At 46.3% G+C, this 24,458-nt stretch carries 20 protein-coding genes, 5 tRNA genes, 1 rRNA gene and 1 pseudogene; 23 read left to right on the top strand and 4 right to left on the bottom strand.

Going from position 1 to position 24,458, the window contains the following annotated elements:
- Window positions 1-155: 155 nt before the first annotated feature.
- From rrf to QOS03_RS02960, 3 genes are all read left to right on the top strand, one after another.
- Window positions 156-272: ribosomal RNA gene (rrf, locus tag QOS03_RS02970) — 5S ribosomal RNA — on the top strand.
- A 5-nt stretch (window positions 273-277) separates the two neighbouring features.
- Window positions 278-350: transfer RNA gene (locus QOS03_RS02965), tRNA-Asn, on the top strand.
- 29 nt (window positions 351-379) lie between these two features.
- A tRNA-Thr gene (locus tag QOS03_RS02960) sits at window positions 380-452 on the top strand.
- Window positions 453-729: 277 nt separating this feature from the next.
- Here the strand turns inward: QOS03_RS02960 and QOS03_RS02955 are convergent.
- Window positions 730-1,482: pseudogene (locus tag QOS03_RS02955) on the bottom strand (RNA-guided endonuclease InsQ/TnpB family protein); the annotation flags it as partial.
- Window positions 1,483-1,609: 127 nt separating this feature from the next.
- Here QOS03_RS02955 and QOS03_RS02950 point away from each other — a divergent pair.
- The 20 genes from QOS03_RS02950 (at window position 1,610) to QOS03_RS02855 (ending at window position 21,865) form a co-directional block, all read left to right on the top strand.
- On the top strand, window positions 1,610-2,188 hold the full coding sequence (locus QOS03_RS02950; RefSeq protein ID WP_283575280.1) for a TIGR01440 family protein: 579 nt from the start codon (window positions 1,610-1,612) through the stop codon (window positions 2,186-2,188).
- Between the two features lie 374 nt (window positions 2,189-2,562).
- Window positions 2,563-4,062, top strand: a complete 1,500-nt coding sequence (locus QOS03_RS02945) for a peptide MFS transporter (protein ID WP_169461365.1) — start codon at window positions 2,563-2,565, stop codon at window positions 4,060-4,062.
- 90 nt (window positions 4,063-4,152) lie between these two features.
- The gene (locus tag QOS03_RS02940; protein WP_283575279.1) at window positions 4,153-5,001 is read left to right on the top strand and encodes a metallophosphoesterase; all 849 of its coding nucleotides are present in this window, start codon (window positions 4,153-4,155) and stop codon (window positions 4,999-5,001) included.
- 87 nt (window positions 5,002-5,088) lie between these two features.
- A tRNA-Tyr gene (locus QOS03_RS02935) sits at window positions 5,089-5,169 on the top strand.
- Window positions 5,170-5,175: 6 nt separating this feature from the next.
- Window positions 5,176-5,247: transfer RNA gene (locus tag QOS03_RS02930), tRNA-Gln, on the top strand.
- 70 nt (window positions 5,248-5,317) lie between these two features.
- Window positions 5,318-5,962 carry a hypothetical protein gene (locus QOS03_RS02925; protein ID WP_283575278.1) on the top strand — a complete coding sequence of 215 codons (645 nt, stop codon included), beginning with the start codon at window positions 5,318-5,320 and terminating at the stop codon, window positions 5,960-5,962.
- A gap of 176 nt (window positions 5,963-6,138) precedes the next feature.
- Window positions 6,139-7,488: an MFS transporter gene (locus QOS03_RS02920; RefSeq protein ID WP_283575283.1), complete on the top strand. Its 1,350-nt coding sequence runs from the start codon at window positions 6,139-6,141 to the stop codon at window positions 7,486-7,488.
- Between the two features lie 103 nt (window positions 7,489-7,591).
- Window positions 7,592-9,244 carry an aspartate-alanine antiporter-like transporter gene (locus tag QOS03_RS02915; protein ID WP_283575277.1) on the top strand — a complete coding sequence of 551 codons (1,653 nt, stop codon included), beginning with the start codon at window positions 7,592-7,594 and terminating at the stop codon, window positions 9,242-9,244.
- Between the two features lie 28 nt (window positions 9,245-9,272).
- The gene (locus QOS03_RS02910) at window positions 9,273-9,995 is read left to right on the top strand and encodes an aspartate/glutamate racemase family protein (protein ID WP_169461361.1); all 723 of its coding nucleotides are present in this window, start codon (window positions 9,273-9,275) and stop codon (window positions 9,993-9,995) included.
- Window positions 9,996-10,131: 136 nt separating this feature from the next.
- The gene (locus QOS03_RS02905) at window positions 10,132-10,833 is read left to right on the top strand and encodes a GntR family transcriptional regulator (protein WP_283575276.1); all 702 of its coding nucleotides are present in this window, start codon (window positions 10,132-10,134) and stop codon (window positions 10,831-10,833) included.
- 12 nt (window positions 10,834-10,845) lie between these two features.
- Entirely contained in the window at window positions 10,846-12,309 is a 1,464-nt protein-coding gene (locus tag QOS03_RS02900) for a nicotinate phosphoribosyltransferase (protein WP_169461359.1), read from the top strand.
- A 19-nt stretch (window positions 12,310-12,328) separates the two neighbouring features.
- Complete coding sequence (nadE, locus tag QOS03_RS02895) at window positions 12,329-13,159, top strand: ammonia-dependent NAD(+) synthetase (RefSeq protein WP_283575275.1); 831 nt, start codon at window positions 12,329-12,331, stop codon at window positions 13,157-13,159.
- 116 nt (window positions 13,160-13,275) lie between these two features.
- A complete protein-coding gene (locus tag QOS03_RS02890) occupies window positions 13,276-15,438 on the top strand; it encodes a Tex family protein (protein ID WP_283575274.1) in 2,163 nt (720 codons plus the stop codon).
- A gap of 25 nt (window positions 15,439-15,463) precedes the next feature.
- Window positions 15,464-15,913, top strand: a complete 450-nt coding sequence (locus tag QOS03_RS02885; RefSeq protein ID WP_283575282.1) for a SprT family protein — start codon at window positions 15,464-15,466, stop codon at window positions 15,911-15,913.
- A 43-nt stretch (window positions 15,914-15,956) separates the two neighbouring features.
- Window positions 15,957-16,042: transfer RNA gene (locus QOS03_RS02880), tRNA-Leu, on the top strand.
- A 241-nt stretch (window positions 16,043-16,283) separates the two neighbouring features.
- Window positions 16,284-18,167 carry a glycoside hydrolase family 2 TIM barrel-domain containing protein gene (locus QOS03_RS02875; protein ID WP_283575273.1) on the top strand — a complete coding sequence of 628 codons (1,884 nt, stop codon included), beginning with the start codon at window positions 16,284-16,286 and terminating at the stop codon, window positions 18,165-18,167.
- A complete protein-coding gene (locus tag QOS03_RS02870) occupies window positions 18,151-19,119 on the top strand; it encodes a beta-galactosidase small subunit (RefSeq protein WP_283575272.1) in 969 nt (322 codons plus the stop codon). Before QOS03_RS02875 ends, QOS03_RS02870 begins: the two co-directional genes overlap by 17 nt.
- A 111-nt stretch (window positions 19,120-19,230) precedes the next feature.
- Window positions 19,231-20,184, top strand: a complete 954-nt coding sequence (locus QOS03_RS02865; protein WP_283575271.1) for an AEC family transporter — start codon at window positions 19,231-19,233, stop codon at window positions 20,182-20,184.
- Between the two features lie 132 nt (window positions 20,185-20,316).
- Window positions 20,317-21,012 carry a 2,3-bisphosphoglycerate-dependent phosphoglycerate mutase gene (locus QOS03_RS02860; RefSeq protein WP_283575270.1) on the top strand — a complete coding sequence of 232 codons (696 nt, stop codon included), beginning with the start codon at window positions 20,317-20,319 and terminating at the stop codon, window positions 21,010-21,012.
- Window positions 21,002-21,865 (top strand): alpha/beta hydrolase, encoded by an 864-nt coding sequence (locus tag QOS03_RS02855; RefSeq protein WP_283575269.1) that lies wholly within the window; start codon window positions 21,002-21,004, stop codon window positions 21,863-21,865. Before QOS03_RS02860 ends, QOS03_RS02855 begins: the two co-directional genes overlap by 11 nt.
- 48 nt (window positions 21,866-21,913) lie before the next feature.
- On the opposite strand, the gene QOS03_RS02850 is transcribed toward QOS03_RS02855, so the two are convergent.
- From QOS03_RS02850 to QOS03_RS02840, 3 genes are all read right to left on the bottom strand, one after another.
- The gene (locus QOS03_RS02850; protein WP_283575268.1) at window positions 21,914-23,251 is read right to left on the bottom strand and encodes a C1 family peptidase; all 1,338 of its coding nucleotides are present in this window, start codon (window positions 23,249-23,251) and stop codon (window positions 21,914-21,916) included.
- Window positions 23,252-23,366: 115 nt separating this feature from the next.
- Entirely contained in the window at window positions 23,367-24,047 is a 681-nt protein-coding gene (gene rpiA, locus QOS03_RS02845) for a ribose-5-phosphate isomerase RpiA (RefSeq protein WP_283575267.1), read from the bottom strand.
- Between the two features lie 13 nt (window positions 24,048-24,060).
- The gene (locus tag QOS03_RS02840) at window positions 24,061-24,360 is read right to left on the bottom strand and encodes a GNAT family N-acetyltransferase (RefSeq protein WP_283575266.1); all 300 of its coding nucleotides are present in this window, start codon (window positions 24,358-24,360) and stop codon (window positions 24,061-24,063) included.
- Window positions 24,361-24,458 lie beyond the last annotated feature (98 nt).

The raw sequence follows: 24,458 nt of genomic DNA, 5'->3' as shown, positions 1-24,458 counted from the left end.
GATAGGATGGAAGTGGAAGTGCCGCGAGGCATGGAGCGGACCATTACTAATCGGTCGAGGACTTAACCAAGTTTTGGTTGTTCTCATTAAGCGTGATAAGAGATGAATATTGTTTAGTTTTGAGAGTGCAAGCTCTCAATCCTGAAAGGGATTAGTGTGGTGATGATGGCTTGAAGGATACACCTGTTCCCATGCCGAACACAGAAGTTAAGCTTCAACGCGCCGAAAGTAGTTGGGGGATCGCTCCCTGCGAGGATAGGGCATTGCCATGCATTATTCCGGCATAGCTCAGTTGGTAGAGCACCTGACTGTTAATCAGGTTGTCGTCAGTTCGAGTCTGACTGCCGGAGTCATTGAAATACTTACCGGTATTTCTTTTGCCAACTTAGCTCAGCTGGTAGAGCATCTCCCTCGTAAAGAGAAGGTCGTAGGTTCGACTCCTATAGTTGGCATAATTAATAAGGCTTGATGTATCAAAATGTTGATGCATCAAGCCTTTTGTTTTTTATTTGAAATTTTGTCTATCAAATCGATTGTGTATAGGTCAACCACCATCGGCTAAAGTCGATGGCTTATGGGCAAACACCCCAGTATTGAGTATCCGAACCACAATTTGCATAGATACGGACGATTTACTCAAACAGCCACGGTTGCTTGAGCAGTGATCATCTAATTACCAATGCCTTTTACATTCCCAGGTTGCCATAGGAACGAGCCTAGCTTTTTTGACTAGGCTTTTTGTTGTTTCTGGAGTCCTTTTTCTAGAATGTTTAGTGCTGCATTGTAATCACGGATATGATGAACATGGCACCGTGGACATACCCATTCACGATCTGCCAGTGTCAGCTTTTCGGTCCCGTCACTTCCCATTACAAAACCGCAGTCATGACAGGTTTGGGTCGTGTTTTTAGGGCTGACCGTGATAAATTGACGCCCATAGAGATCCGCCTTGTAAGCCAACATGTTCAGGAAAGACCGCCAGCCAACGTCAGCAATGCTCATTGCCAAGGCATGATTTTTTAACAGATTCTTACTCCGCAATTCTTCGTCTACAACGAGATCTTGGTTCTCGATCAGTGTTGTAGACGTTCGTTGAAGAAAATCATGGCGTTGGTCAAATACCCGTGCATGGATCTTAGTGACTAACAAACGCTGCTTCTGGTAGTTTTTACTTTCTCGCAAAGAACGCTGCTCTTTTTTAGCCCGGCGCTGTCGGCGTGAAAGAATACGCTGTGCTTTGGCTAGTTTACCTTTGATCGTTCGATAGTAGCGTGGGTTGGCGATGGTTTGACCATCACTAGTAGTTAGAAAGTTTTCCGTGTTTAGGTCAATGCCAATTTGCCGATTAGTGCGGCTAAGCTTAGGAACAAAAGGCGTATCTGAACCTAATTGCAGCGACAAAAAGAATCGATCGGCGGCATCTTTGGAAATGGTCACCGTACCAATGCGTGTTTCGCCTTGACGATCCAATAGTCGCTGCTGGTCATTGGCAACTAGTAGCAGTCTGCTAAGCGCTGCTTTTGAATTATGAAACCCTCAAGATGTCTTTCTTAATCAAATTAAATTTTGATGATATAATCACCTAAAAGACATAAGAGGGGCGAAACTAATGAGCAACGTGGATGTGGATATTGAAGAGATCTGCCAGCTGACGCAAAGAGGACTCAATGAGCTGTTGGAACAGGCTAAACTGGAGTCTGGTGATCTGTTTGTCTTGGGATTGAGTACCAGTGAGGTTCAGGGCAAGATGATCGGTAAGCATTCCAACATCGAAATTGGCCGTACGATCGTCAAAACAATGCTAGAAACGCTAACGCCAATGGGGATTCATTTAGCCGTGCAGGGTTGTGAGCATCTAAACCGAGCATTGGTAGTCGAAAAATCCGTCGCCAAAGAAAAAGGATTTGAGATCGTCAATGTTTTTCCACAGATCAATGCCGGTGGGGCTGGACAGATTGCAGCATTTGAAAACTTTGCTGATCCGGTTGAAGTTGAGCATGTCGTGGCTAATGCCGGTATGGATATTGGTGATACGTTTATTGGCATGCACGTTAAGTTTGTTCAGGTGCCGGTACGCACATCAGTCAAAGAAATTGGTCAGGCTCATGTGACCTACCTGCGCTCGCGGCCAAAATACATCGGCGGGCCGCGAGCAAAGTATGAGTGGGATCCATTTAACGAAAAGTAAAAAAACAGTCTTGAAATTGTGCATCTGCATGATTTTAAGGCTTTTTTTTAGCGAAAATCTCAATAAATAATTGTTATCGCTTACATTGAGCTATAATAATTATTTTATTAACTTGGAGTGTAAATTAGCATACGATTTTAAAATTTTGTGAACGCTGATAGCTTTTTAAGATCTTGCGCAAACGGTTTCAAAATACCTTGAAATAGCGATTTAAGGCACTAAAACGTGGCTGTTGGTTTGACGGAATGTAGATGATCAGTATATAATAGTAAACGTTATTTTAAGGAATTTATTACCTTCCTTTAATCTTTTTGACTTTTTCAATAATTTGATTGAACTTTTATTAGATTCAATCAAAATTTGGAGGAAATGGAATGGATAAGCAAAAACAATTAGACACGTCCTTCTTTGGGCAACCAAGAGGACTGGCTACGCTGTTCTTCACTGAAATGTGGGAACGGTTCAGTTACTACGGGATGCGTGCCATCCTGCTGTTCTACATGTACTATGCCGTAAATAAGGGCGGTTTGGGCATGGACCAGGCAACGGCTGCTTCAATCATGTCGATCTATGGTTCGCTGGTATACCTTTCTGGTGTGATCGGCGGCTGGCTGTCTGACCGGCTTTGGGGGCCACGCAAGACCGTCTTTATTGGTGGCGTTTTGATCATGTTTGGTCACATTGCCTTGTCACTGCCGGCCGGTACGACGGCGCTGTATGCTTCGATTATCCTGATCGTTATCGGGACTGGTCTTTTGAAGCCAAACGTCTCTGAAATGGTCGGTGGTCTTTACAGTGAAGAAGACCGGCGTCGGGATGCCGGTTTCTCGATGTTTGTCTTTGGGATCAACTTCGGGGCCGCTATCTCGCCAATTGCGGTTCCTTGGGCTGCTAACGGTTTTGGCCTGCACCTGTTTGGCAACGAAATGAACTTCCACGCTGGTTTCTCACTGGCTGCCATTGGGATGTTCTTTGGTCTGTTGCAATACTACATTGATGGTAAGAAATACCTGCCAAAAGACAGTCTGTACCCAGATGATCCAATTGACAAAGAAGATCTTAAGCCAATCATCAACTGGACGATTGTTGCTGTAGTCGTGTTGGCAATTGTTCTCGGTTTGATGGGCGCCATGGGTCAGCTGAACATCAATGGTATCATCAACCTGATTACGGTTATTGCTATTGCACTGCCAATCATCTACTTCATCATGATGCTGAACTCCAAGAAAGTTACCAAGGTTGAAAAATCACGGGTTGTTGCTTACATTCCGCTGTTTATCGCCGCTGCAATCTTCTGGGCCATTGAAGAATCTGGTTCGGTTGTTCTGGCACTGTTTGCTGCTCAGCGGACAGTTCTGCACATTGGCGGCTGGCACTTTGCTGCAGCAAACTTCCAGACTTTGAACCCACTGTTTATCATGATCTTGACGCCATTCTTCGTTCAACTATGGAGCCGTTGGAAGAATCAGCCAAGTGCTCCTGGTAAGTTTGCCGCTGGTCTGGTCATCGTTGGTCTCTCATTTGCCTGGATGGCACTGCCAGGGATTATTCATGGCACGACTTCTGGTAAGGTCAGTCCATTATGGCTGGTTGGCTCATGGTTCATCTGTGAAATTGCCGAAATGCTGATCTCGCCAATTGGTCTGTCGATTACGACCAAGTTGGCACCAGTTGCCTTCCGCTCACAAATGATGAGTATGTGGTTCTTGGCCGACTCAGCTGGTCAAGCCGTCAACGCACAAATCGTTAAGTTCTACACGCCAGGTACGGAAATCCAATACTTCCTGATCGTTGGTGGCGTAGCAATCGTCTTTGGGATTGTGCTGTGCTTCTTTGTTAAGCGAATCCACGGCTTGATGGAAGGCGTTGACTAATAAAATTAATTAGCGTTCGCGATTTGCTTCGCGGACGTTTTTTAATTTATCTAGGATTATGTTATCCTTACTTTCAAGGAGGGATCAAGAATGGTTAAGCTGGCAGTTAGCAGCGATAATCACCTGGATGTCAATCGAATCTTGTCTACGCGAGCTTTGCATATTCAAGCAAGCTGGCTGTTAAGGCATGATATCGACTACTATCTATATGCTGGCGATCTTTACAATAGCTTTTCGCGCACGCGCCGCTATTTTTCTGCGCTGCAGCGATTGGTTGGCGAACGGGTTCAGATCTATTATGTCCTGGGAAATCATGATATGCTGTCGCACGCGTCATACCAAGACGTTGAGCACCTGGCGGATCCAATGTATCTGCACAATCAATACGTTGATCTGCCAGGGACAGACTGGCGCCTAATCGGCAATAATGGCTGGTATGACTACTCATTTTCTGACTATGCTCAGCAGCCACAGAAAGTAGCTCAATGGAAAAAGGTCTACTGGGTTGATGCTGCAGTCAAACAGCCCATGCCTGATTCGCAAAGAATGGGGTTGGTGCTGAATCAGGTTGAGCAGCAGCTGGCAATGGCCCAGGCGGCTGGCAAAAAAGTGATTTTTTTAACGCATTTCGCACCTAGAAAAGCTTTGCTGAGTCCCAAACCGTCATTTGTCCAAAGCCAACGACAGCTGAGAACCTACCAGATGATCAATGCAATGATGGGCAGCGAGCGTTTAGGCGAGCTGTTGGAAAAGACCCCAAACGTAAAGTATGTCTTCTATGGTCATCTGCATGGCATTCATGATCCATTAAAAGCAGCCCATCTGGTTTATCTTAATCAGGCGGTTGGCGTCAAAAAAGCCAAGCGAACCGAGTGGCAGTATGATAAGTTTGCGGAGCAATGGGAACATCGTTTGAAGATAATCGAGTTAAATAATTAAAAAAGGGCTTGCTTTTATTGGCTAAATTAGTTATTATAATTACTGTTGATTGTTACTGATTGTTTTCATTAACAGTTAAGCTCTTATGGAGGAGTAGCGAAGTGGCTAAACGCGACGGTCTGTAAAACCGTTCCTTCGGGTTCGGCGGTTCGAATCCACCCTCCTCCATTTTATTGGGCTATAGCCAAGTGGTAAGGCAACGGTTTTTGGTACCGTCATGCGCTGGTTCGAACCCAGCTAGCCCAACTGTTAAAGCATCGCGCTGGCGGTGCTTTTTTTGTACGCTTTTTTATATTTTCGTGAAAAGAGGGTTAAGATGCCAAAACAAGGACAGTTTGCCAAATCCGTGCGTCAAAAACGACTGAATGATTTTAAAGTTAAGCGTCATGATCAAGGAACGGTAATTGATGAGTCGCAGCTGACGGATTTCTTGACGGTTCGTTTTGCCTTGACAACCAAGAAAAAGCTGCCGTTAACCCAGCGTGAGTCGGCGCAGCGTTTGCTTCAAGAAGTTGTACCAAGGCTGCGTTCTTTTGATGGCCAGCTACCAGACTTGATGGCTGAGCTGATTAATGAGCTCAATGCCAAGACGCCTTGGCAGTTCTTTTGGCAGCTCAATGAATTTTGGCCGTTGGTACAAAGGTTTTTACAAAAAGAAGTGCCGGCCGTACCGCTTAAATCACGCATTCTGATCAAACAGACGCTTGATCAAGCCGCTTTAGACGCTTTGCTGGCACGAGCGTTGGCTCAAAAAATCGCAATGGCAATGGTGCTGGGACAAGGACGAGTTGATCAGCACAAGGTCAAACAGCTGACTGATATGATGATACCGAGCTTATATGAAGGAGCAAATTTGAGCTGGATCAAGGTACGAAAATTATTGGTACCGTTTGGATTTGTGCCCAACGACGGTCTTGATGAAATAACCAGACAATGGCTGCAGGATCTGGCAGCATTATAAAAAGTGTGCATTTTGAGACCGGATGAGTTATAATTTTTTCACTAATTTAAAGTAAGTTAATAAAGGGCTGTGGCGGAGCTGATTGCCATAGCCCTTTTTGCGTGCTTTTTTAAGTTTTAGGAGGGATTTTTTTGCATAGCAGATATCCATACTGGGCGATCTTTTCGGTAGCATTAATGACTTTTGTCGGCGTTTTAAACGAGACTTCCATGAACGTCGCCTATCCAATCCTGGCTAAGGACTTTGGTGTTTCGCTTGACGTTGTGCAATGGATTACCGGTGGCTATCTACTGATGGTAACGATCGTGATGGGAACTACGGCTTATTATCTGAGACAGTGGCCGGCTCGCTGGCTGCATCTGGCAGCGGTTTTGGCCTTTATAATTGGTGATTTGATCGGTGCCTTGGCAATCGATTTTCCAATGCTGCTGGCTGGAAGAATGATTCAAGCTGTTGCAACCGGCTTTTCAACGCCAATGATGTTCTTTTTGATCTTCACTCAGCTTCCGCGCGAGCGTCTGGGTGTAATGAACGGCGTGGCCGGTATGGTGATTTCTTTGGCACCAGCACTTGGACCAACGTATGGTGGCGCTGTTTTGGCAGCTGGTTCCTGGCACTTGATCTTTTGGCTGCTCTTGCCGATTGCGTTTTTGAGTCTGATCGTTGGTCAGTTGACGATTCGCAATCAACCATTTGGAAACTCACAGCCATTCAGTTTTTTGGCATTGATTCTATTGGCTGCCAGTTTGACCAGTTTTGTCGTTGGCGTTGCAAGATTTGGTAAGGCAGGTTGGACAAGTTCGTGTTGGTTATTGCTATTGTTGGGGCTGATTTTGTTGATTGCATTTATCTGGCAAAATCAGCATGGAAAAACCCGACTGTTTGATCTGAGCATTTTTTCAATATCAACGGTGCGGCTTGCGGAATGGACCTATTTCAGTCTGCAGTTCATTAACATTGGCGCCTCTTTGGCACTGCCGATTTATTGTGAATACATTTTGCATGCCTCGTCACTGGTTGCCGGGATAGTGCTGCTGCCAGGTTCGCTTTTAGGGGCAGCAACGGCACCGGCTGCTGGCTTTTTGGCTGATCGATATGGCTATGGATTGCCAACGCGGCTAGGCAGTATTTTGATCGTTTTGGGAACTGCGGGACTGTTGATTTTTCAATCCAATCTGACGCCATTGCTCGTTATGGGCCTGTTTATCATAATGCGACTGGGCTTTAATGCAGCATTTTCCAACACGATTGCCAATGCTTCAACTTTGGTGTCAAAAGAAAAATCAACTGATGTCAATTCAATTTTCAACATGACGCAGCAGTTTGCCGGCTCACTGGGTGTCGGCATTATGACGGCTTTGATTGCGCTTAGTCAAAATAAGGGTCATGGGTCGATGACGCTTAAAACGTTTAAAGGCAGCCGAGTTGACTTTGTAATATTGGTGGTGCTGGCATTGGGTGCATTGATTGCGATCTGGTGCAACTTTGCTTTACAGCGAAGACTACAAATTCAGACTGAAAAATGACCTGTTGATAAAATAGCCAAGCCGTTCGCGCGATGATCTGCAAAATGATATAATCTTGATTGACACTTAATCGGCAAATATTTGCCAGAAAGAAGACAATGTCATGATTGCGCAGATTCAGCATTTTTTGGTTAGTCAGCAGATTTTTACGTTGTTCATCTGCCTGGCGATTGGTTATGTCCTGGGAAATATCAGACTGTTTGGCTCCAGCTTTACATTGGGCTCAACCGTTGGCACGCTGGCCGTGGCGCTGGTTATTGGTCAGGCAGGAAGTTTTCCACGCGATAAGATGCTGGGGACGATTTTTTTTGGTGCTTTTATGTTTTCAATCGGCTACCGGATTGGCCCATCATTTCTGGTCAGCATGAAGCTATTCGGTGGCCGAATGATTGCCGTTAGTTTATTTTGGCTGTTGGCAGCTTTTTTTACCGCGTGGGGCTGTTTTGTACTGTTTCATATCGGACCTGGTGTTGCTGCCGGAACGATTGCCGGTTCTTTAACGCAGTCAGCCACAGTGGCCAGTTCACTGCAGGCATTGGAAAACCTGCCAATTGGCAAGTCAGTGCGGCTGTCCTATGAGGCACAGTTACCGGTCGCCTACGCCTTGACGTATGTCTTTGGCACGCTGGGCGTGATCATTTTATTGCGTGATGTAGCACCGCGTCTGCTAAAAATCGATATTGCCAGACAAGGAGACCGGATGGCAAGAAAGTATCACTTTCATGCTCCCGATCCTGACCCAACCTGGCGCCGGACCTATCGTCTATCGGCAAAATCGCCGCTGGTTGGCAAAAAGATTCGCGAAGTCAATGAATTCTTTGATTTGCGTTTAATTGCACTCGCGGCATTTCATCAAGACCGGATGACTGATAAGCTGGAATATGTGCTGCAGCCAGGTGATCGCCTGACGTTGATTGGATATGCTCTGCATTTTGATGATTTGACTGGCGTGGCGGGGCTCACCGAGGTCTTAACGCCAACCAATGCACCGCGAGAGCGAAAATTTGTGCTGGGCAAAAACTTTAATCCCAGTGATCTGGCTAGAATCAGACAAAATGGTGTATTTGTAAATATCCATGATCCGCTGAGCGGTCAAGAGCATCTGATCAATCAACTGAAGCCAGGTGATGTAATCTCTTTGACTGGTAATACCAGCAAATCAGCACCATTGCTCAAAAAGATCGGTCGTTGGCATACCAGTGAGCAAGCCGTCAATTATACGGTCTTTTCACTGGGGATCGCTGGCGCATCACTGCTGGGGCTGGCTGGTTTTAAGCTCAATGGCATGCCGCTGCAGCTGGGTAATGGAACGGCCGCTTTGATCATGGGCCTTTTGCTTAGCAACTGGATTGATCGACATCGCGATTATCACTCGATTCCACCCACGGTAACGTCGTTTTGGCAAAGTTTTGGTCTGACCGTATTTGTCGGCAGTGTAGGACTGGAATCTGCACAAGCTTTTACCGGCGCCATCAAATCGCTGGGGTTGGGTATTTTGCTGATTGGAGCAATCGTTTCAGTGGCTCCGCATCTGCTGACGTTATTGTTTGGCCGCTTTGTGCTGCACGTTGAGCCGCTTGCGCTTTTAGGGGCGCTGTGCGGATCAGGAACCGTGGCGGCTGCGATGAACGATCTGGCTGAGCAAGCCGGTTTAGAAGGTGGCGCTTATATCGCTTCTGCATTTACGCCAGCATTTGTTGTTGGTAATATAGGTATTACGCTATTGGGACCTTTGTTTGTGGCAGTTTTGTCATGATGGTCATTATCAGAAAGGTTGAATTTTTATGAAACAATTCTTTACCGTTTTAGGCGGGATGGGTACGCTGGCAACCGAAAGCTATTGTCGGCTGTTGGATGAGCGTACGCCAACGCACCGCGACCAGGATTATCTTGATTACATGGTTTTGAATCATGCAACGGTTCCCGATCGAACGGAATGGATTTTGGATCACAGCAAGCCAGACTATAATCCGCTGTTGATCGAAGACATCCAGCAGATTACGCCGCTACAGCCGGAATTTTTCGTTTTAATCTGCAATACGGCTCATTATGCATTTGATCGTCTGCAGGCAGCTACTTCGATTCCGATTTTGAACATGCTGCAAGAAACGGTCAATGAAATCAAAAACATTGCTCCAAATGCCAAGCGAGTTGGCGTTTTGGCTACGCGAGGCACGATTGCATCAGGTCTATACGACTCCTACATTCAAAATGCGGGCTATGAAGAGGTCAAGCCAACCCCTGAGATTCTGGATGCCACGGAAGATTTGATCTATCATGACATCAAAGAGGCGGGTCATTCTGATGGCAAAAAATTTCATGAGTTGGTACGGACGATGATTGAGGATCAAAAGTGTGATGTGGTAATCTTAGGCTGTACCGAGCTTTCCTATGCCAATGAGATGAACCCAGAGACTGAATTTCCGGTTGCCGATTCACAATCGGTCATCGTTGATCGTTCTTTGGAGCGGGCCTTGGCAATTCGTAATCAAAACAACAATAATTGACAATTTAAAGCGACAGGCCATGCAGCATGGGCTGTCGTTTTATTTTTGTAGGTTAAATTGGTCTAGGCAAGCTAACAATCGTGTTAAAATAAAAAAGATAAATTATGGACGACTGGTCTGAAGAGGGGAAAAAGATATGGGATCACCGGTATATATTCAAATTCATAACCAATTACGGGAAAATATTGAAAATGGTCATTGGAAAGTCGGCCAAAAAATACCAGCTGAACGTGAATTGGCGGCCGAGTTTGGCGTCAGCCGCATGACGCTGCGGCAAGCGATTCAAACGCTGGTTGATGAAGGAGTCTTGGAGCGACGCGTTGGCTCAGGAACGTTTGTCGCCAGCCGCAAGGTCCAAGACAAAATGACCGGCGTGACCAGTTTTACCGAACTGATGCTGGCAGCGGGCAAAAAACCTTCCAGCAAAACGATTTCTTATCATTTAACGATTCCTTCGCAAAGTGAAATCGAGCGACTCAAGCTGGAGCCTGATGAGCGCGTCTTAAGAATGGAGCGTATTCGCTATGGCAATGAGATTCCAATCTGCTATGAGGTGGCAACCGTGCCGGCTAAGCTGGTGGAAAACTTCAGCAAGGTCGAGATCACTTCGTCGTTTTATCGTACCCTGGAGAAAAAGGCCAATTTATATCCTGGTCATGCCATGCAATGGGTCTCAGCTACCAATGCAACGGAAAAGATTGCCGAGTATCTGAAAATTCGGCGCGGGGATGCACTGTTGCGGTTGACTCAGCTTTCTTATCTACAGGATGGCCGGCCTTTTGAATATGTGCATACCCAATATGTCGGCAGCCGCTTTGAGTTCGTGCTAGAAAAATAAGAGGAAATATTTATGAAGTTTGATTATCCAGATGACAGTATCGCACTACACACCGATGCCTACCAACTAACGATGATGCAGACTTATTGGCAAAAAGGGATTGGTAATCGTCACGTTGTCTTTGAAGCCTTTTTCCGTAAGATGCCGTTTGGCAATGGCTATGCGGTTTTTGCCGGTTTGAGCCATATTATTCGCTACCTAAACGCTTTGCACTTTTCGGATTCTGACATTGAATATTTAAAATCCACGCAGCAGTTTGATCCTGACTTTGTCGAGTATCTGCGCGACTTTAGATTTAAGGGAACGCTGCGCAGTGCCGTTGAAGGTGATCTGGTATACAGTCATGAGCCAATTATTCAAGTCGAGGGTACGCTTTTGGAATGCCAGTTAGTGGAAACGGCGCTGCTTAATATCATCAACTATCAGATTATGATTGCTACCAAGGCCTCGCGTATTAAATCGATTGTTGGCGATCAACCGGTGATGGAATTTGGCTCGCGGCGTGCCCAAGAGTTTGATGCGGCCATCTGGGGAACGCGGGCAGCCTATATTGGCGGCTTTGATGCCACCAGCAATCTGAGAGCTGGCAAGCTGTTTGGCATTCCGGTTTCTGGTACGCATGCTCACGCACTGGTTCAGGCATATCGCAACGACTATGATGCCTTTAAGGCTTATGCACAAACGCACCATGACTGTGTGTTCCTGGTTGATACCTTTGATACGCTAAAAAGCGGGGTACCAAACGCTATTAAGGTCGCCAATGAATTCGGCGATAAGATCAACTTCCAAGGAGTCCGCATTGATTCTGGCGATATGGCCTATCTTTCCAAGCAGGTTCGCCAAATGCTGGATGAGGCTGGTTATCCAAATGCCAAAATTTTTGCCTCCAACAATCTGGACGAGCGTACGATCATGGATCTGCAACGCCAAGGAGCCAAGATCGATGTCTGGGGCATTGGTACTAAGTTGATTACCAGCTATGATCAGCCAACGCTGGGGGCCGTTTACAAGATGGTCTCTTTAGAAGACGAGAATGGCCAGATGGTTGACACGATCAAGCTTTCCAACAATGCAGCCAAGATGTCCACGCCGGGCAAGCATCAGGTTTGGCGAATTACCGATCGTGGCAGTGAAAAAAGCGAGGGTGACTACGTAACGCTGGCTGACGAGGATCCGCGCCAATTGGATTCGCTGTATATGTTTGATCCTAACTACCCATTCTTAAACAAAACGGTTGAGGACTTCATTGCCCGGCCGCTTTTGAAGGATATTTTCGTTGATGGCCAGCAGGTTTACCAAGAGCCAAGTATGAGCGAGATTCGCCAAGCGCGGCAGCGACACCTGGATCGGCTATGGGAAGAATATAAGCGTAACCTTAATCCAGAAGTATACCCAGTTGACTTATCGCAAAAGTGCTACGACAATAAGATGAAAATCATTAAAGACGTCAAGGACTACATTAAGCATCTGAATTAATAAAAAGAGGGAAAGAGTTATGCGTAAGCTGCAGGAAGAAATCATCAATACCTTGGCCGTAACGCCGGAAATCGATCCGGCAGTCGAAGTCAAGCGACGTGTAGAGTTTTTAAAGGACTACTTGAAAAAAACAGGACTAAAAACGCTGGTGCTCGGTATTTCTGGTGGACAAGACTCCAGTCTGGCAGGGCGACTTTCACAATTGGCCGTTGAAAGCCTGCGAGAAGAGACCAAAGATGTGGCTTATCGGTTTATTGCCGTACGACTGCCTTATGGTGAACAGGCCGATGAAGACGATGCGATGCTTTCAATCAATGAGTTCATCAAACCGGATCAAACCATGCGCGTCAACATCAAGCCAGCCGTTGATGCCATGGTTGCCTCAGTTGAGCAAAATGATTTGAAAATCAGCGACTTTAACAAGGGCAACGTCAAGGCACGGGAGCGAATGATTGCTCAGTATGCAATTGCTGGCGAGTTTGGCGGGGCGGTTGTTGGTACCGACCATGCTGCCGAAGCGGTAACCGGTTTTTACACCAAGTTTGGCGATGGTGGTGCCGACATTACGCCGCTGTCACAGCTGGATAAGCGTCAAGGTCGGCGAATCCTGGAATATCTAGGAGCACCAAAGGCCTTGTATGAAAAAACGCCAACTGCTGATCTGGAAGAAGATCGACCAGCATTGCCCGATGAAGAGGCACTAGGCGTCACCTATCAAGAAATTGACGACTATCTTGAAGGACGAAACGTTTCCGATACGGCGGCCGAAAAAATCGAAGGATGGTATCTTAAGACCGGCCACAAGCGTCATCTGCCAGTCAGTCCCTTGGATACTTGGTGGAAGAATTAGTTTAAATAGGGTCCAGGATCGGCAATTGCCGAACACCGGACCTTAATTAATTGATCATGAAGCAATAAGTCTGACGTTAAGATACGATGGACTTAAGAAAGGTTTTTAAGTTTTTTATGGAAAAAAATGATCTTAAATTAATGAGCCAGCAGCTGCCAGAATTAAGAGATCGGCAAATTGAAGCCGCTTTGAGCCTTTTGGAAGCGGGCAATACGATTCCATTCATTGCCCGTTATCGAAAAGAGGCGACTGGCAGTTTGGATGAGGTTCAGCTGCAAGACGTTCAAGAGCAATGGCAGCGAGTTAAAAATCTGCGTGATCGTCAGCAGACCGTCATCAAGGCAATTGAAGAGCAGGGCAAGCTGACGCCGGCTTTAAAGACACAGATTGAGTCAGCTACTGAGATAAATGTTGTTGAAGACCTCTACTTGCCTTATAAGAAAAAGCGTCGCACCAAGGCCCAGATTGCGCGCGAACAAGGACTGCAGCCGCTGGCCAACTGGATTTTTATGGCTAAGGGTGATGATCTGGATGGGAAGGCTGCTGAGTTTATCAGCCAAGACGTTCCCAACGTTCAGACAGCCTTGGAAGGGGCCCATGAGATTCTGGCCGAAACAATCAGTGAAAGCAGCACGATTCGCGCCTGGCTGCGCAGCTATACCAAACAGCATGGCGAATTGATCGCGACAGTAAAAAAAGACGGCCAAGAACTTGATTCAGAAGGCGTCTATCAACAATATTATGATTTTTCCGCGCCATTATCCGCAATGAACTCCTATCGTGTCCTAGCCATTAATCGTGGAGAAAAGGCCAAGATTTTAAGCGTCAAGATTCTTGCTGATGAGCAGATCGTGCAGAACTATCTGAATTTCCGGCTGGTCAAAAAAGGCAGTACCCAAAAGGCCGCTGAGTTTGTCAAAAACGCGGCTGCCGATGCCTACAAACGTTTCTTGGGGCCAGCAATCGAACGGGAACTGCGGCGCGAATTGACTGAACAAGCAGATGAGCAGGCCATCAAGGTGTTTGGCGAAAATCTTTATAATCTCTTAATGCAGGCACCAATCAAAGGCAAGGTTGTTTTAGGCTTTGATCCGGCATATCGGACCGGCTGTAAATTGGCAGTGCTTGATCCAAGCGGCAAGCTGCTCAAGGTTGCCGTTATCTATCCGCATCAACCAGCGCCAGAAAATCAGCGTCAGCAGGCTGAAGGACAGCTGCTGCAGTTGATTAAGGATTATCAAGTTGAGATGATTGCAATTGGTAATGGTACGGCCAGTCGTGAATCAGAGTGTTTCGTGGCTCAAGCTATCAAAAAAATCAAGCGTCCCGTTTATTATGTAATTGTCAATGAATCCGGCGCGTCAGTCTATTCAGCCAGCCAAGACGCACGTGACGAATTCCCAGAACTGACGGTAGAAAAGCGCAGTGCTATCAGTATTGGCCGCCGTTTGCAAGACCCATTGGCTGAACTGGTCAAGATCAGTCCAGAAGCCATCGGAGTCGGTCAGTATCAGCATGATCTGCCTAAGACGGCACTCAAAATTGAATTGGATGCTGTCGTTGAGCGGGCCGTCAATCGAGTCGGGGTCAATCTCAATACCGCCAGTTATCAGCTGCTGGCCCACATTGCCGGCTTAAATACCACCTTAGCCAAAAATATCGTTCAGTATCGTAATGAAAATGGCCGCTTTACCAGCCGTACCCAGCTTAAATCAGTACCGCGCCTAGGACCAAAGGCATATCAGCAAGCAGCAGGTTTTTTGAGAATCGTAGATGGCGATGAGCCGTTGGATAATACTGATATTCATCCCGAAAGCTATGCCATCGCTCGTCAATTAATGAAGGCTGCCAAAATTGATGGTAAACTGGGCTCAAAAACGGCTGTCCAGCGATTAAGACAATTGGATCTTAAGGCATTTGTCAGTGAAAAGGCCGGGCTGGCAACGCTAAAAGACATTGTCGACTCACTTTGCGAACCAGGTCGGGATCTGCGTGATTCTTTGCCGGCACCACTTTTAAGACAGGACGTTTTAACGATTGAGGATCTCAAACCGGGGATGCAGCTGCAAGGAACGGTCCGCAACGTTGTGGACTTTGGTGCGTTTGTTGATATCGGCATCAAGCATGATGGTCTGGTCCATGTCTCGCATCTGACCAAAAAGTTTATCAAGGATCCGCGGCAAGCCGTGGCCGTTGGCGATATCGTTGACGTGTGGGTACTAAGCGTGGATCTCAAGCGCCAGCGCGTACAGCTGACGATGGTTGCGCCAAAAGGATAAAACAGTTATGGATCAGTCAGGAAAAATGAGTGATGAAGAGCTGCAGCAGCTGACTGAAAAATGGTCACAACAGGCGTTTGAATGTCCATTTAAACATCGCATCTGGTTCAATCGGCGCCTCAAGACTACGGGTGGTCGCTATCATTTAAAAGATCACCATATCGATATCAATCCATTGATGTATGAAGAGTTTGATCTGGCAACCCTGCGTGGCGTTGTCTTGCATGAGCTGTGTCATTATCACTTGCATTTAGCGGGCCATGACTGTCATCATACGTCGGAGTTTAAAGCATTGCTGAATCAAGTAGGTGGCTTACGATATGCTCCAGTAACCAGTCAAAAGAAAACACGTTTTAAGTGGGTCTATCAGTGCCGTGGCTGCGGCATCAAGATCGGTCGTATGCGGCGTTTTAACGTGCAGCGGTTTGTCTGCCGTCGCTGCAATAGTCGTTTTAAGCTTTTAATCAAAAAATAGTTTGCCAACAGGTAGCATTTCTGGTAGAATGTTATTTGTTGATGCGGCAGTGGCGGAATTGGCAGACGCGCAAGATTAAGGATCTTGTGGTCGTTTTAGACCGTGGAGGTTCGAGTCCTCTTTGCCGCACTACGATTGCACCTGGCGATAGTCAGGTGCTTTTTTTTGTACTAAATTTTAAAAGCTCGAGGGCTGAATGATCAAAACCCGAACTTTTTTGTTATTTAATTCAGTCCCATCACCATAGGAACAGGGCCATCTTTTCAATTACTTTAGTAAATTTTTTAGTTAAATAACACTGTTTTATCAATCGTGAAAGCGCTATACTTAAATGACAGAGAAGCATTTGATTTGAGGAGGCGTTTTTTTAATGCAAGCAGATTTAAAATGGCTGGATGATCCACAGACGTTCCGGGTCAATCAGCTGCCCGCTCACAGTGATCATCAATGGTATCGCGACTATGCCGAAGCTGATCAAAAAAACAGCAGCTTTGTTCAGAGCCTGAATGGTCAATGGCGCTTTGCCTTTGCCAAGGATCCGCAGGCACGGATCAAGGACTTTTATCAACCAGATTTTGACACTGCCGACTGGGATTTGATCAAGGTTCCAAGTATGATTGAGCTCAATGACTATGCTCAGAATCAATATACTAATATCTGGTATCCATGGGCTGGCAAGATTTTTCGTCGTCCAGCCTATGCATTGAGTCCGGATGATCAACAGGAAGGCTCATTTAGCCAAGGCATTGACAATACCAATGGCTCTTACGTCAAGCACTTTGATTTAAAGCCAGCCTTGCGCAATCAAAACGTACGCGTTCGCTTTGAAGGTGTTGAGCGCGCAATGTACGTCTGGATCAACGGTCATTTTATCGGCTATGCAGAAGACAGCTTTACGCCAAGCGAGTTTGATCTGACGCCTTATTTAAAAGACGTCAACAACGTATTGGCCGTCCGTGTATACAAGCACAGCACGGCCTCTTATCTTGAAGATCAAGATATGTTCCGTTTCTCGGGCATCTTTAGAAGCGTTGAGCTCTTGGGTCAGCCAAAGCTGCATCTTGAGGATCTGGATCTTACGCCACGTGTTTCTGATGACTTTAAAGACGGGATCTTTAACGTTGACCTTAAATTACAGGGCAATGGCGGCCAGGTTCATATCAAGGCTTTTGATGCCCAAGGAAATTCAATCGTTGATGAAGTTCAGCCGGCAGCCGAGCATGTGGCCGTTCATGGCGTTAAGGTGCAAAACGTGCATCTTTGGGACAACCACCATCCATACCTGTATCAGCTGTTTATTGAACTGCATGATCAAGATGGTCAGCTGCTGGAAGTCGTTCCTTATCAATTTGGGTTCCGCAAAATCGAGATCAATGCCGATCACGTCGTTTTGCTTAATGGCCAGCGTTTGATTATTAACGGTGTTAACCGTCATGAGTGGAACTGTAAAACGGGACGCTGCGTAACGATGCAGGACATGGAACAGGATATGGCCACGTTTAAGGAAAACAATATCAATGCGGTACGGACGTGTCATTATCCAGATCAGCTGCCTTGGTACTCTATGTGTGATCAAAACGGAATCTACATGATGGCCGAAAACAATCTGGAAACGCATGCCACCTGGCAAAAAATGGGGCAAGACGAGCCATCGTTTAACGTACCAGGCTCGGTTCCGCAATGGAAAGACGTGGTTGTTGATCGGGCACGTACCAACTATGAAACGTTTAAAAACCACGTTTCGATTCTGTTCTGGTCTTTGGGGAATGAATCATATGCCGGTGACAATCTGGTCTTTATGCAGAAATTTTACAAAGAGCATGATGACAGCCGTTTGGTTCACTATGAAGGTGTCGTGCACACACCAGATTACCGCGACAAAATCTCGGATCTGGAAAGCTGGATGTACCTGCCGCCAAAAGACGTTGAAAAATATTTGCAGAACAATCCTGACAAGCCGTTTATCGAATGTGAGTACATGCATGACATGGGCAACTCAGATGGTGGCATGGGGTCATACATTGAGCTGATCGACAAGTATCCACAATATGTCGGTGGCTTTATCTGGGACTTTATTGACCAGGCCCTATTGGTTCATGATGAAATCAGCGGACAAGACGTCATGCGCTATGGTGGGGATTTTGATGACCGCCACAGTGACAATGAATTTTCCGGCGATGGTCTGATGTTTGCCGACCGGACGCCTAAGCCAGCAATGCAGGAGGTAAGATACTACTATGGACTGCACAAATAAAATTCACGTAGTTTATGATGATGGGATGTTGGGATTAAACGGCAAGGGTTATCAGTATCTGTTCAGCTATGAAAAAGGCAGCCTGGAGTCGATGCGATTCAACGACAAAGAATGGCTGTACCGCCCAATTTATCCAACCTATTGGCGAGCAACTACGGATAATGATCGCGACAATGGCTTCAACTATCGAAGTGCTCAGTGGCTGGGAGCGGATCTGGCGTCAAAGTGCATCAACATTGATCTGACCGTTGATGATCATCACTTTGATCAGCTGCCAATCGCACCACTGACCAATCAGTTTACCAATCATGAGTTTGCCGACCAAGTCAAAATCGTATTCACTTATGAAACACCGACTAATCCAGCGGCTCAGGCTAAGGTTGCTTACACGGTCGATGCTAGTGGGCACTGTCAAATCGCTGCCCATTTCTTGGGTCAAAAAGGTTTGCCGGGACTACCGGTTTTTGGGGTCCGGCTGATCATGCCAACGCTGGCGACTGAATTTGAATACGACGGTCTGTCTGGTGAAACTTATCCAGATCGAATGGCAGGTGGCATCAAGGGGACCTGGCACGTTGATGGGGTTCCGGTAACGCCTTACCTAACGCCACAGGAAATGGGCATGCACATGCAAAATTCACGTCTAAAGATTGTTCGTAATCAAACGCAAAACAATGCCGATCATGATAAGACGACGTTTGCCTTGACCATCAAGCAGACCGAGCAGCCATTCAATTTCAGCATGCTGCCATATACGTCGCTGGAACTGGAAAACGCAACCCATATTGAAGAATTGCCACTCAAGCGCCGCACGGTTTTGGTTGTGGCTGGAGCCGTACGTGGTGTTGGTGGGATCGACAGCTGGGGTGCTGATGTTGAGGATCAGTATCAGCTGCCTTCTGATCGCGACTATCAGTTCAGTTTTGAAATTGAACCAGAGACAATTGAATAGATTTGAGAAAAATGGGAATTTGATTAAAGAAGTTCCCATTTTTTATTTTGTAAAGTAGCTAACGGGTGTAAAATTAACGGTGTTTATTTTGCATAAAGAGAGGCTATAGAGATGTTAAGCATATTCTGGTCAAGTCTGTCGGGGGTCTTGATCATTTTAATCATGATTGCAGCTGGATTTGTCATGAACGAGCGGCACTGGTTTACGCCCAACTCGCCCAAGGTTATTTCAAAGATTGTTACCCAGGTTGCCTTGCCAACATATATGATCAGTACGATTACAACCAAATTTACGGCTGCCGAGTTAAAGACGCTTTTGCCTGACTTGCGCTACCCGGTTTTATCAATGCTGATCCTGTTTACATTGTCATTTGCCATCGCTAGAGCATTGGCTATCAAAAAGAGCCACATTGGTCTGTTCAGTTCGATGTTTTTTAATTCCAATACGGTTTTTATCGGCCTGCCGATCAACCTGGCTCTGTTTGGGGCGCGTTCAGTTCCATATGTACTGGTCTATTACATGGCCAATACGACTTTCTTTTGGACGCTGGGTGTTTGGCTGATTCAACACGATGGTATGAAAGAAGCCAAAATTGATTTCAAACAGGCCCTGGGCAAATTGTTCTCACCGCCACTATTAGGCTTTATCCTGGCTGTGATTTTAGTGGCACTGCATATTAAGTTACCGAAATTTATCATCAATACCTGTGCTTATCTGGGCAATTTAACGATTCCAATGTCGATGCTGTTTATCGGTATCGTACTGTCTAATGCTGGATTATCCAAGATTCGCTTTACGCGCGATGCTTGGGGAATCTTGTTGGGAAGATTCTTGTTGGCACCAATTCTGATGATGATTCTGGTTTTGCCAAGCAATATGCCAACGATGATGAAGCAGGTCTTTATTTTGCAAGCAGCGATGCCGGTGATGACCAATGCACCGGTTGTTTCCAGAATGTATCATGCAGATTACAACTATGCCGCAATCATGGTTACTGAAACTACTACGCTTTCAATTATCGTAATTCCAATTCTGATGGTGGCCATCAAGACGCTGGTCCATTGATAAAAAGTCAGCTTGTCAAAACAAGACAAGCTGGCTTTTTTGAGTGTTTAAGAAGTATTTTCCTATACTGATTAGTCGTTTCGTTTTACAAATTGCGGTATCATTATGTCAAGCATAAGGGGGAAATTATCGATGACGGCAACACTGGTAATCGTTAGACATGGTCAGAGTCAGGCCAACCAAGACAACGTTTTTACGGGATGGAGCGATGTGCCGCTTACGCCCCTTGGAGTCAAGCAGGGTAAGCTGGTCGGCAAGCACTTGGCCAGGCTGGGACTAAATTTTAATGACGTGCATGTTTCTTATATGCAGCGAGCCATCGTGACGGCTGATCTGATCTTAGAGGCTATCGATCAGCTTTGGATTCCAATTCACAAAACGTGGCGATTAAATGAGCGGCATTATGGAGCCTTGAGCGGTCTGAACAAAGATGCAGTCAAAAAAGAAGTCGGTGCGGCAACTTTGCATCGCTGGCGACGCGGTTTTGTAGAGCGTCCACCAATGCTTAAAAATCGCGGTCATGAACGCCGCTATGATCGCTTGGGAGTCAAAGAGCCATTGAGTGAAAGTCTGCAGATGACCCAAGAACGGCTTTTGCCATACTGGCAGGATCAAATTGCGCCACGACTTTTAGATGGTAAAAACCAATTAATTGTAGCTCACGGCAGTTCATTAAGAGCCTTAATCAAATATTTGGATGGCATTGCCGATGATCAAATTGATCACGTCGAAGTTCCTAATGGCGAGCCGATCCTGTACCGGTTTGACGATCATTTGAACGTTATTGAGAAAAAAATTATTACGGATGGTGAACAGCATGTCAATTAAAGAAATTTCCAACAATCCTACGCTGGCCGGTCAAGTCAGACTGATTGAAGATATCGTCTATTCAGCTGCTGATGGCGAGGCGCAGAAAATGTCGATTCTGGCACCGTGGACGCAACGCTACAAGGATCTGCCACAGGAAAAACGACCACTGCTGGTTTTTGTTCAAGGCAGCTCTTGGACGACCCCGACCTTGGGTGAAAAGATTCCTCAATTAGTTCAGTTCGTCCATGCTGGCTATATCGTGGCAACCGTTCAGCATCGTAGCGCCTTGGATGGCCATGCGTTCTCAGCTTTTTTGCAGGATGTCAAAACCGCGATTCGTTATCTGCGGGCTCATGCGACTGAATATCAGATCGATCCAGACCGAGTTGGCATCTGGGGAACTTCATCCGGTGCCAATGCTGCACTTTTGGTGGCATTAACGCCAGATGATCCGCGCTATCGGACAGCTGACTACGCTGATCAGTCGGATGCTGTTAATGCCGTAATCAGCTGCTTTGCTCCAACCGATGTCGAAGATACCTTCAAGTTTTCTAAAAACGTGCCCGGATCTGATGCCATGCAGCTTTGCCTGTTTGGCACCGATCCGGCGAAATGGCCAGCCATCAAGCGGGAAATGAGTCCATTATATCAAGTCAAGGATAATCAGCAATATCCGCCATTTCTGCTGATGCATGGGGATGCCGACCAGACCGTGCCATATCATGAAATGGAAGATATGTATCATGAATTGGAGAAACATCATGTTGCCGTTGAGGCCTACCGAGTTCATGGTGCCGTTCATGAACGCGACTTCTGGAGCCAACAGATCTATGACATTGCTCGCGAGTTCCTGGATCGCAACGTTAAATAAACAAAAACTCATTGTCTGATTGGACAATGAGTTTTTTATTGCAGATATTTAGGCTAAAGTTCCCATTGGATCCCATGGCTTGAGGACGATTGGTTCTTGAGCCTGGTCAGCCTTGAGCTCATCACTGAGATATTTTTTATTGACGACGATCTGGTAGACGTATTGATCCATCCATTCATCACTCATAACGAAATAACCTTTTTCACCGACTTTTGGCCCCCATGAGTTCTCAACTTTCCATTTGGCTGGCTTGCCATCGACCAGATCAACCCCAGTCAAGACCATGGCGTGATCCATCATTGACTGATGATAGTCCAGCATGTCGGCTTTGTTCATGGTCAGTTTTGTATCAAACAGATCTTCATAGCCATACGTGTTGAGCGCCAGGATGCCCAGTTTGGTCTCAGAATATTTGACAACGTCAGAGCCAAACCAGACGCTTTCGCCGTTTTGCAGCTGCTTGATGGCCAGCTCTTTTAATTCCGCCATCGAAAGGTTTAAGTGCTTGACTTGACGACCGCCAACCACGTTCCCAAGCATCTCGATCGTATAGGTCTTGTGGTAGGCCTTGTCCTTAGTTGGGGCTTGGATAATGGAGACGTATTCACTTAGATCCCAGCCAACGTACTTATCGAAGAATTCAACCGGTGTCAGATTGCTGTCGCGATAGAACTGCTTGTCTTTTTTAGTTCGATATTCAAAGTCAAAGGTCTGTACCGGTTCGCCAAAAGCATAGGCCAGCATGCGGTAGACAGTGTTGAGCATTTCTTTACGCGTGGCATTGATCTGAGCTTTGCTGGCCTGATCATGGACCAATTGGCGCAGAATTACGGCATCATGGCGCAATTGATTGTTCAAAACGGCATTGATTTCGTTGGAGCGGCTTGAATTGTAGGTTTCGGGCTGAGCTGATTTAGGTACGACTCCGTATTTTTCAATCAATGCGCACAGCATATCCCATTGACCGCCATCAGATTGGGGTGCGTCTAAAAGCCAGGCTACCTTGCGATCGTCAATATCCAGATTGGCAGTTTGAATGATGTTTTCATAAAACCAGTTGGCCTTTTCAAACTTGTCCCAGAAAAAGGCATAAGATTGCGATAACTCGAAATCATCCGGCAGATTAAAGCGATTCTGCATGTTGTGACGCATCGTGTTTAAAGCGGCAAACAGCCAGCAGCGACCGGACTGCTTTTGATCGGCAACGTCACCGGTTGCTAGGTCGATAGAGAAGTGCTGATCGTTATCCGTAATGGAATGCCAGTCAAAGCTGGCAGCCTTAACCCCGTTTTTGGCTACGGTACGCTCCAGAATACGGGCATCATGACGATTGGCATAGTCTTGCTTAAAATCTTTTAATTGATCGGCGTTAATGACAAAACTCAAAAAAATCACTCCTTTATAATATTGATTTTATTATAATCGAATGTCTGATTCGCGCCAAAAAACTGATCAAAAAAGACCCAATCAGACAATTGCCTGATTGAGCCTTTTAAGGTGACTAACGCGCGTGCAGAATCTCTGGTCCGTTTTGCCGACCAACGATTACGTCATTAACTCGGTTTAAGAACAGACCGTGCTCAATGACCCCAACCATGTGAATCAATTCTTCCGCCATGGCTTTAGGGTCATCAATCTTTTGCAAGTGCAGATCGATGATATAGTCGTTTTCATCGGTTCGGTAGCGCTGATCGCCATCCATGCGCCAGGTTGGCTGATAACCCTTGGCAGCCAGCTTGTCAAAAACGTGCTGGGCACCAAATGGAATAACCTCAACTGGCAGCGGGAAGGCCCCCAGTTGGTGAACCATCTTGCTTTCATCGACGATCCACATGTAATGATCAGAAATATCGGCAACGATCTTTTCCCAAAGCAGGGCACCGCCACCGCCCTTGATGCCTTGGAAATCGTCACTGATTTCGTCGGCACCGTCAATTGTCAAATCGATGTGATCGACCTCATCAATGTCTTTGATCGTAATGCCAAGACTTTGTGCTTGCTTGGTCGTGCGGTTGGAAGTAGTAACGCCGACAATGTTCAAGCCTTCGTTTTTAACGCGTTCGCCCAACGCGTCAACCATGTAGCGAACAGTCGATCCAGTACCAAGGCCAACGATCATGCCGTCTTTGATGTACTTAACGGCAGCACGTCCAACCAGTGATTTCAATTCATTTTGGTCCATATAGAACGCTCCTTTATTGATTAAAGCGATCATCCGGCAATAGCAGATCCTGGTATTCCGGATGATCACGGAATGCCGCTTTGACATATGGACACATCAGTTTAACCGTTAGATGATGCTCATGGGCGTAGTCGACAAAACGCTTGGTAAGCTCGGCTGCCAGCCCGTGGCCACGACCTTCTGGAGCGACAAAAACACGCTCTGCCACGACGAGGTTCGGATAGCCGGCAACTGGTGGAAAGCTGATATCGCCGATCCATTTACCATTGTCATCGATAGCACTGATGCGATGCGGTTCCGTTACAAATTGCATTTTTGTCCCCTCCATCATTAATAAATTTAATCCTCCTTGATTTTCCGTGTTTCTGAAATGATTGTCAAGGATTAACATGCTACAATTAAATGCTGGAC

It is taken from the genome of Limosilactobacillus pulli (assembly GCF_947381555.1).
GTDB classification, from domain to species: domain Bacteria; phylum Bacillota; class Bacilli; order Lactobacillales; family Lactobacillaceae; genus Limosilactobacillus; species Limosilactobacillus pulli.
Note: the sequence above shows the minus strand (reverse complement) of the source record. Positions and strands in the feature narration are given on the sequence as shown.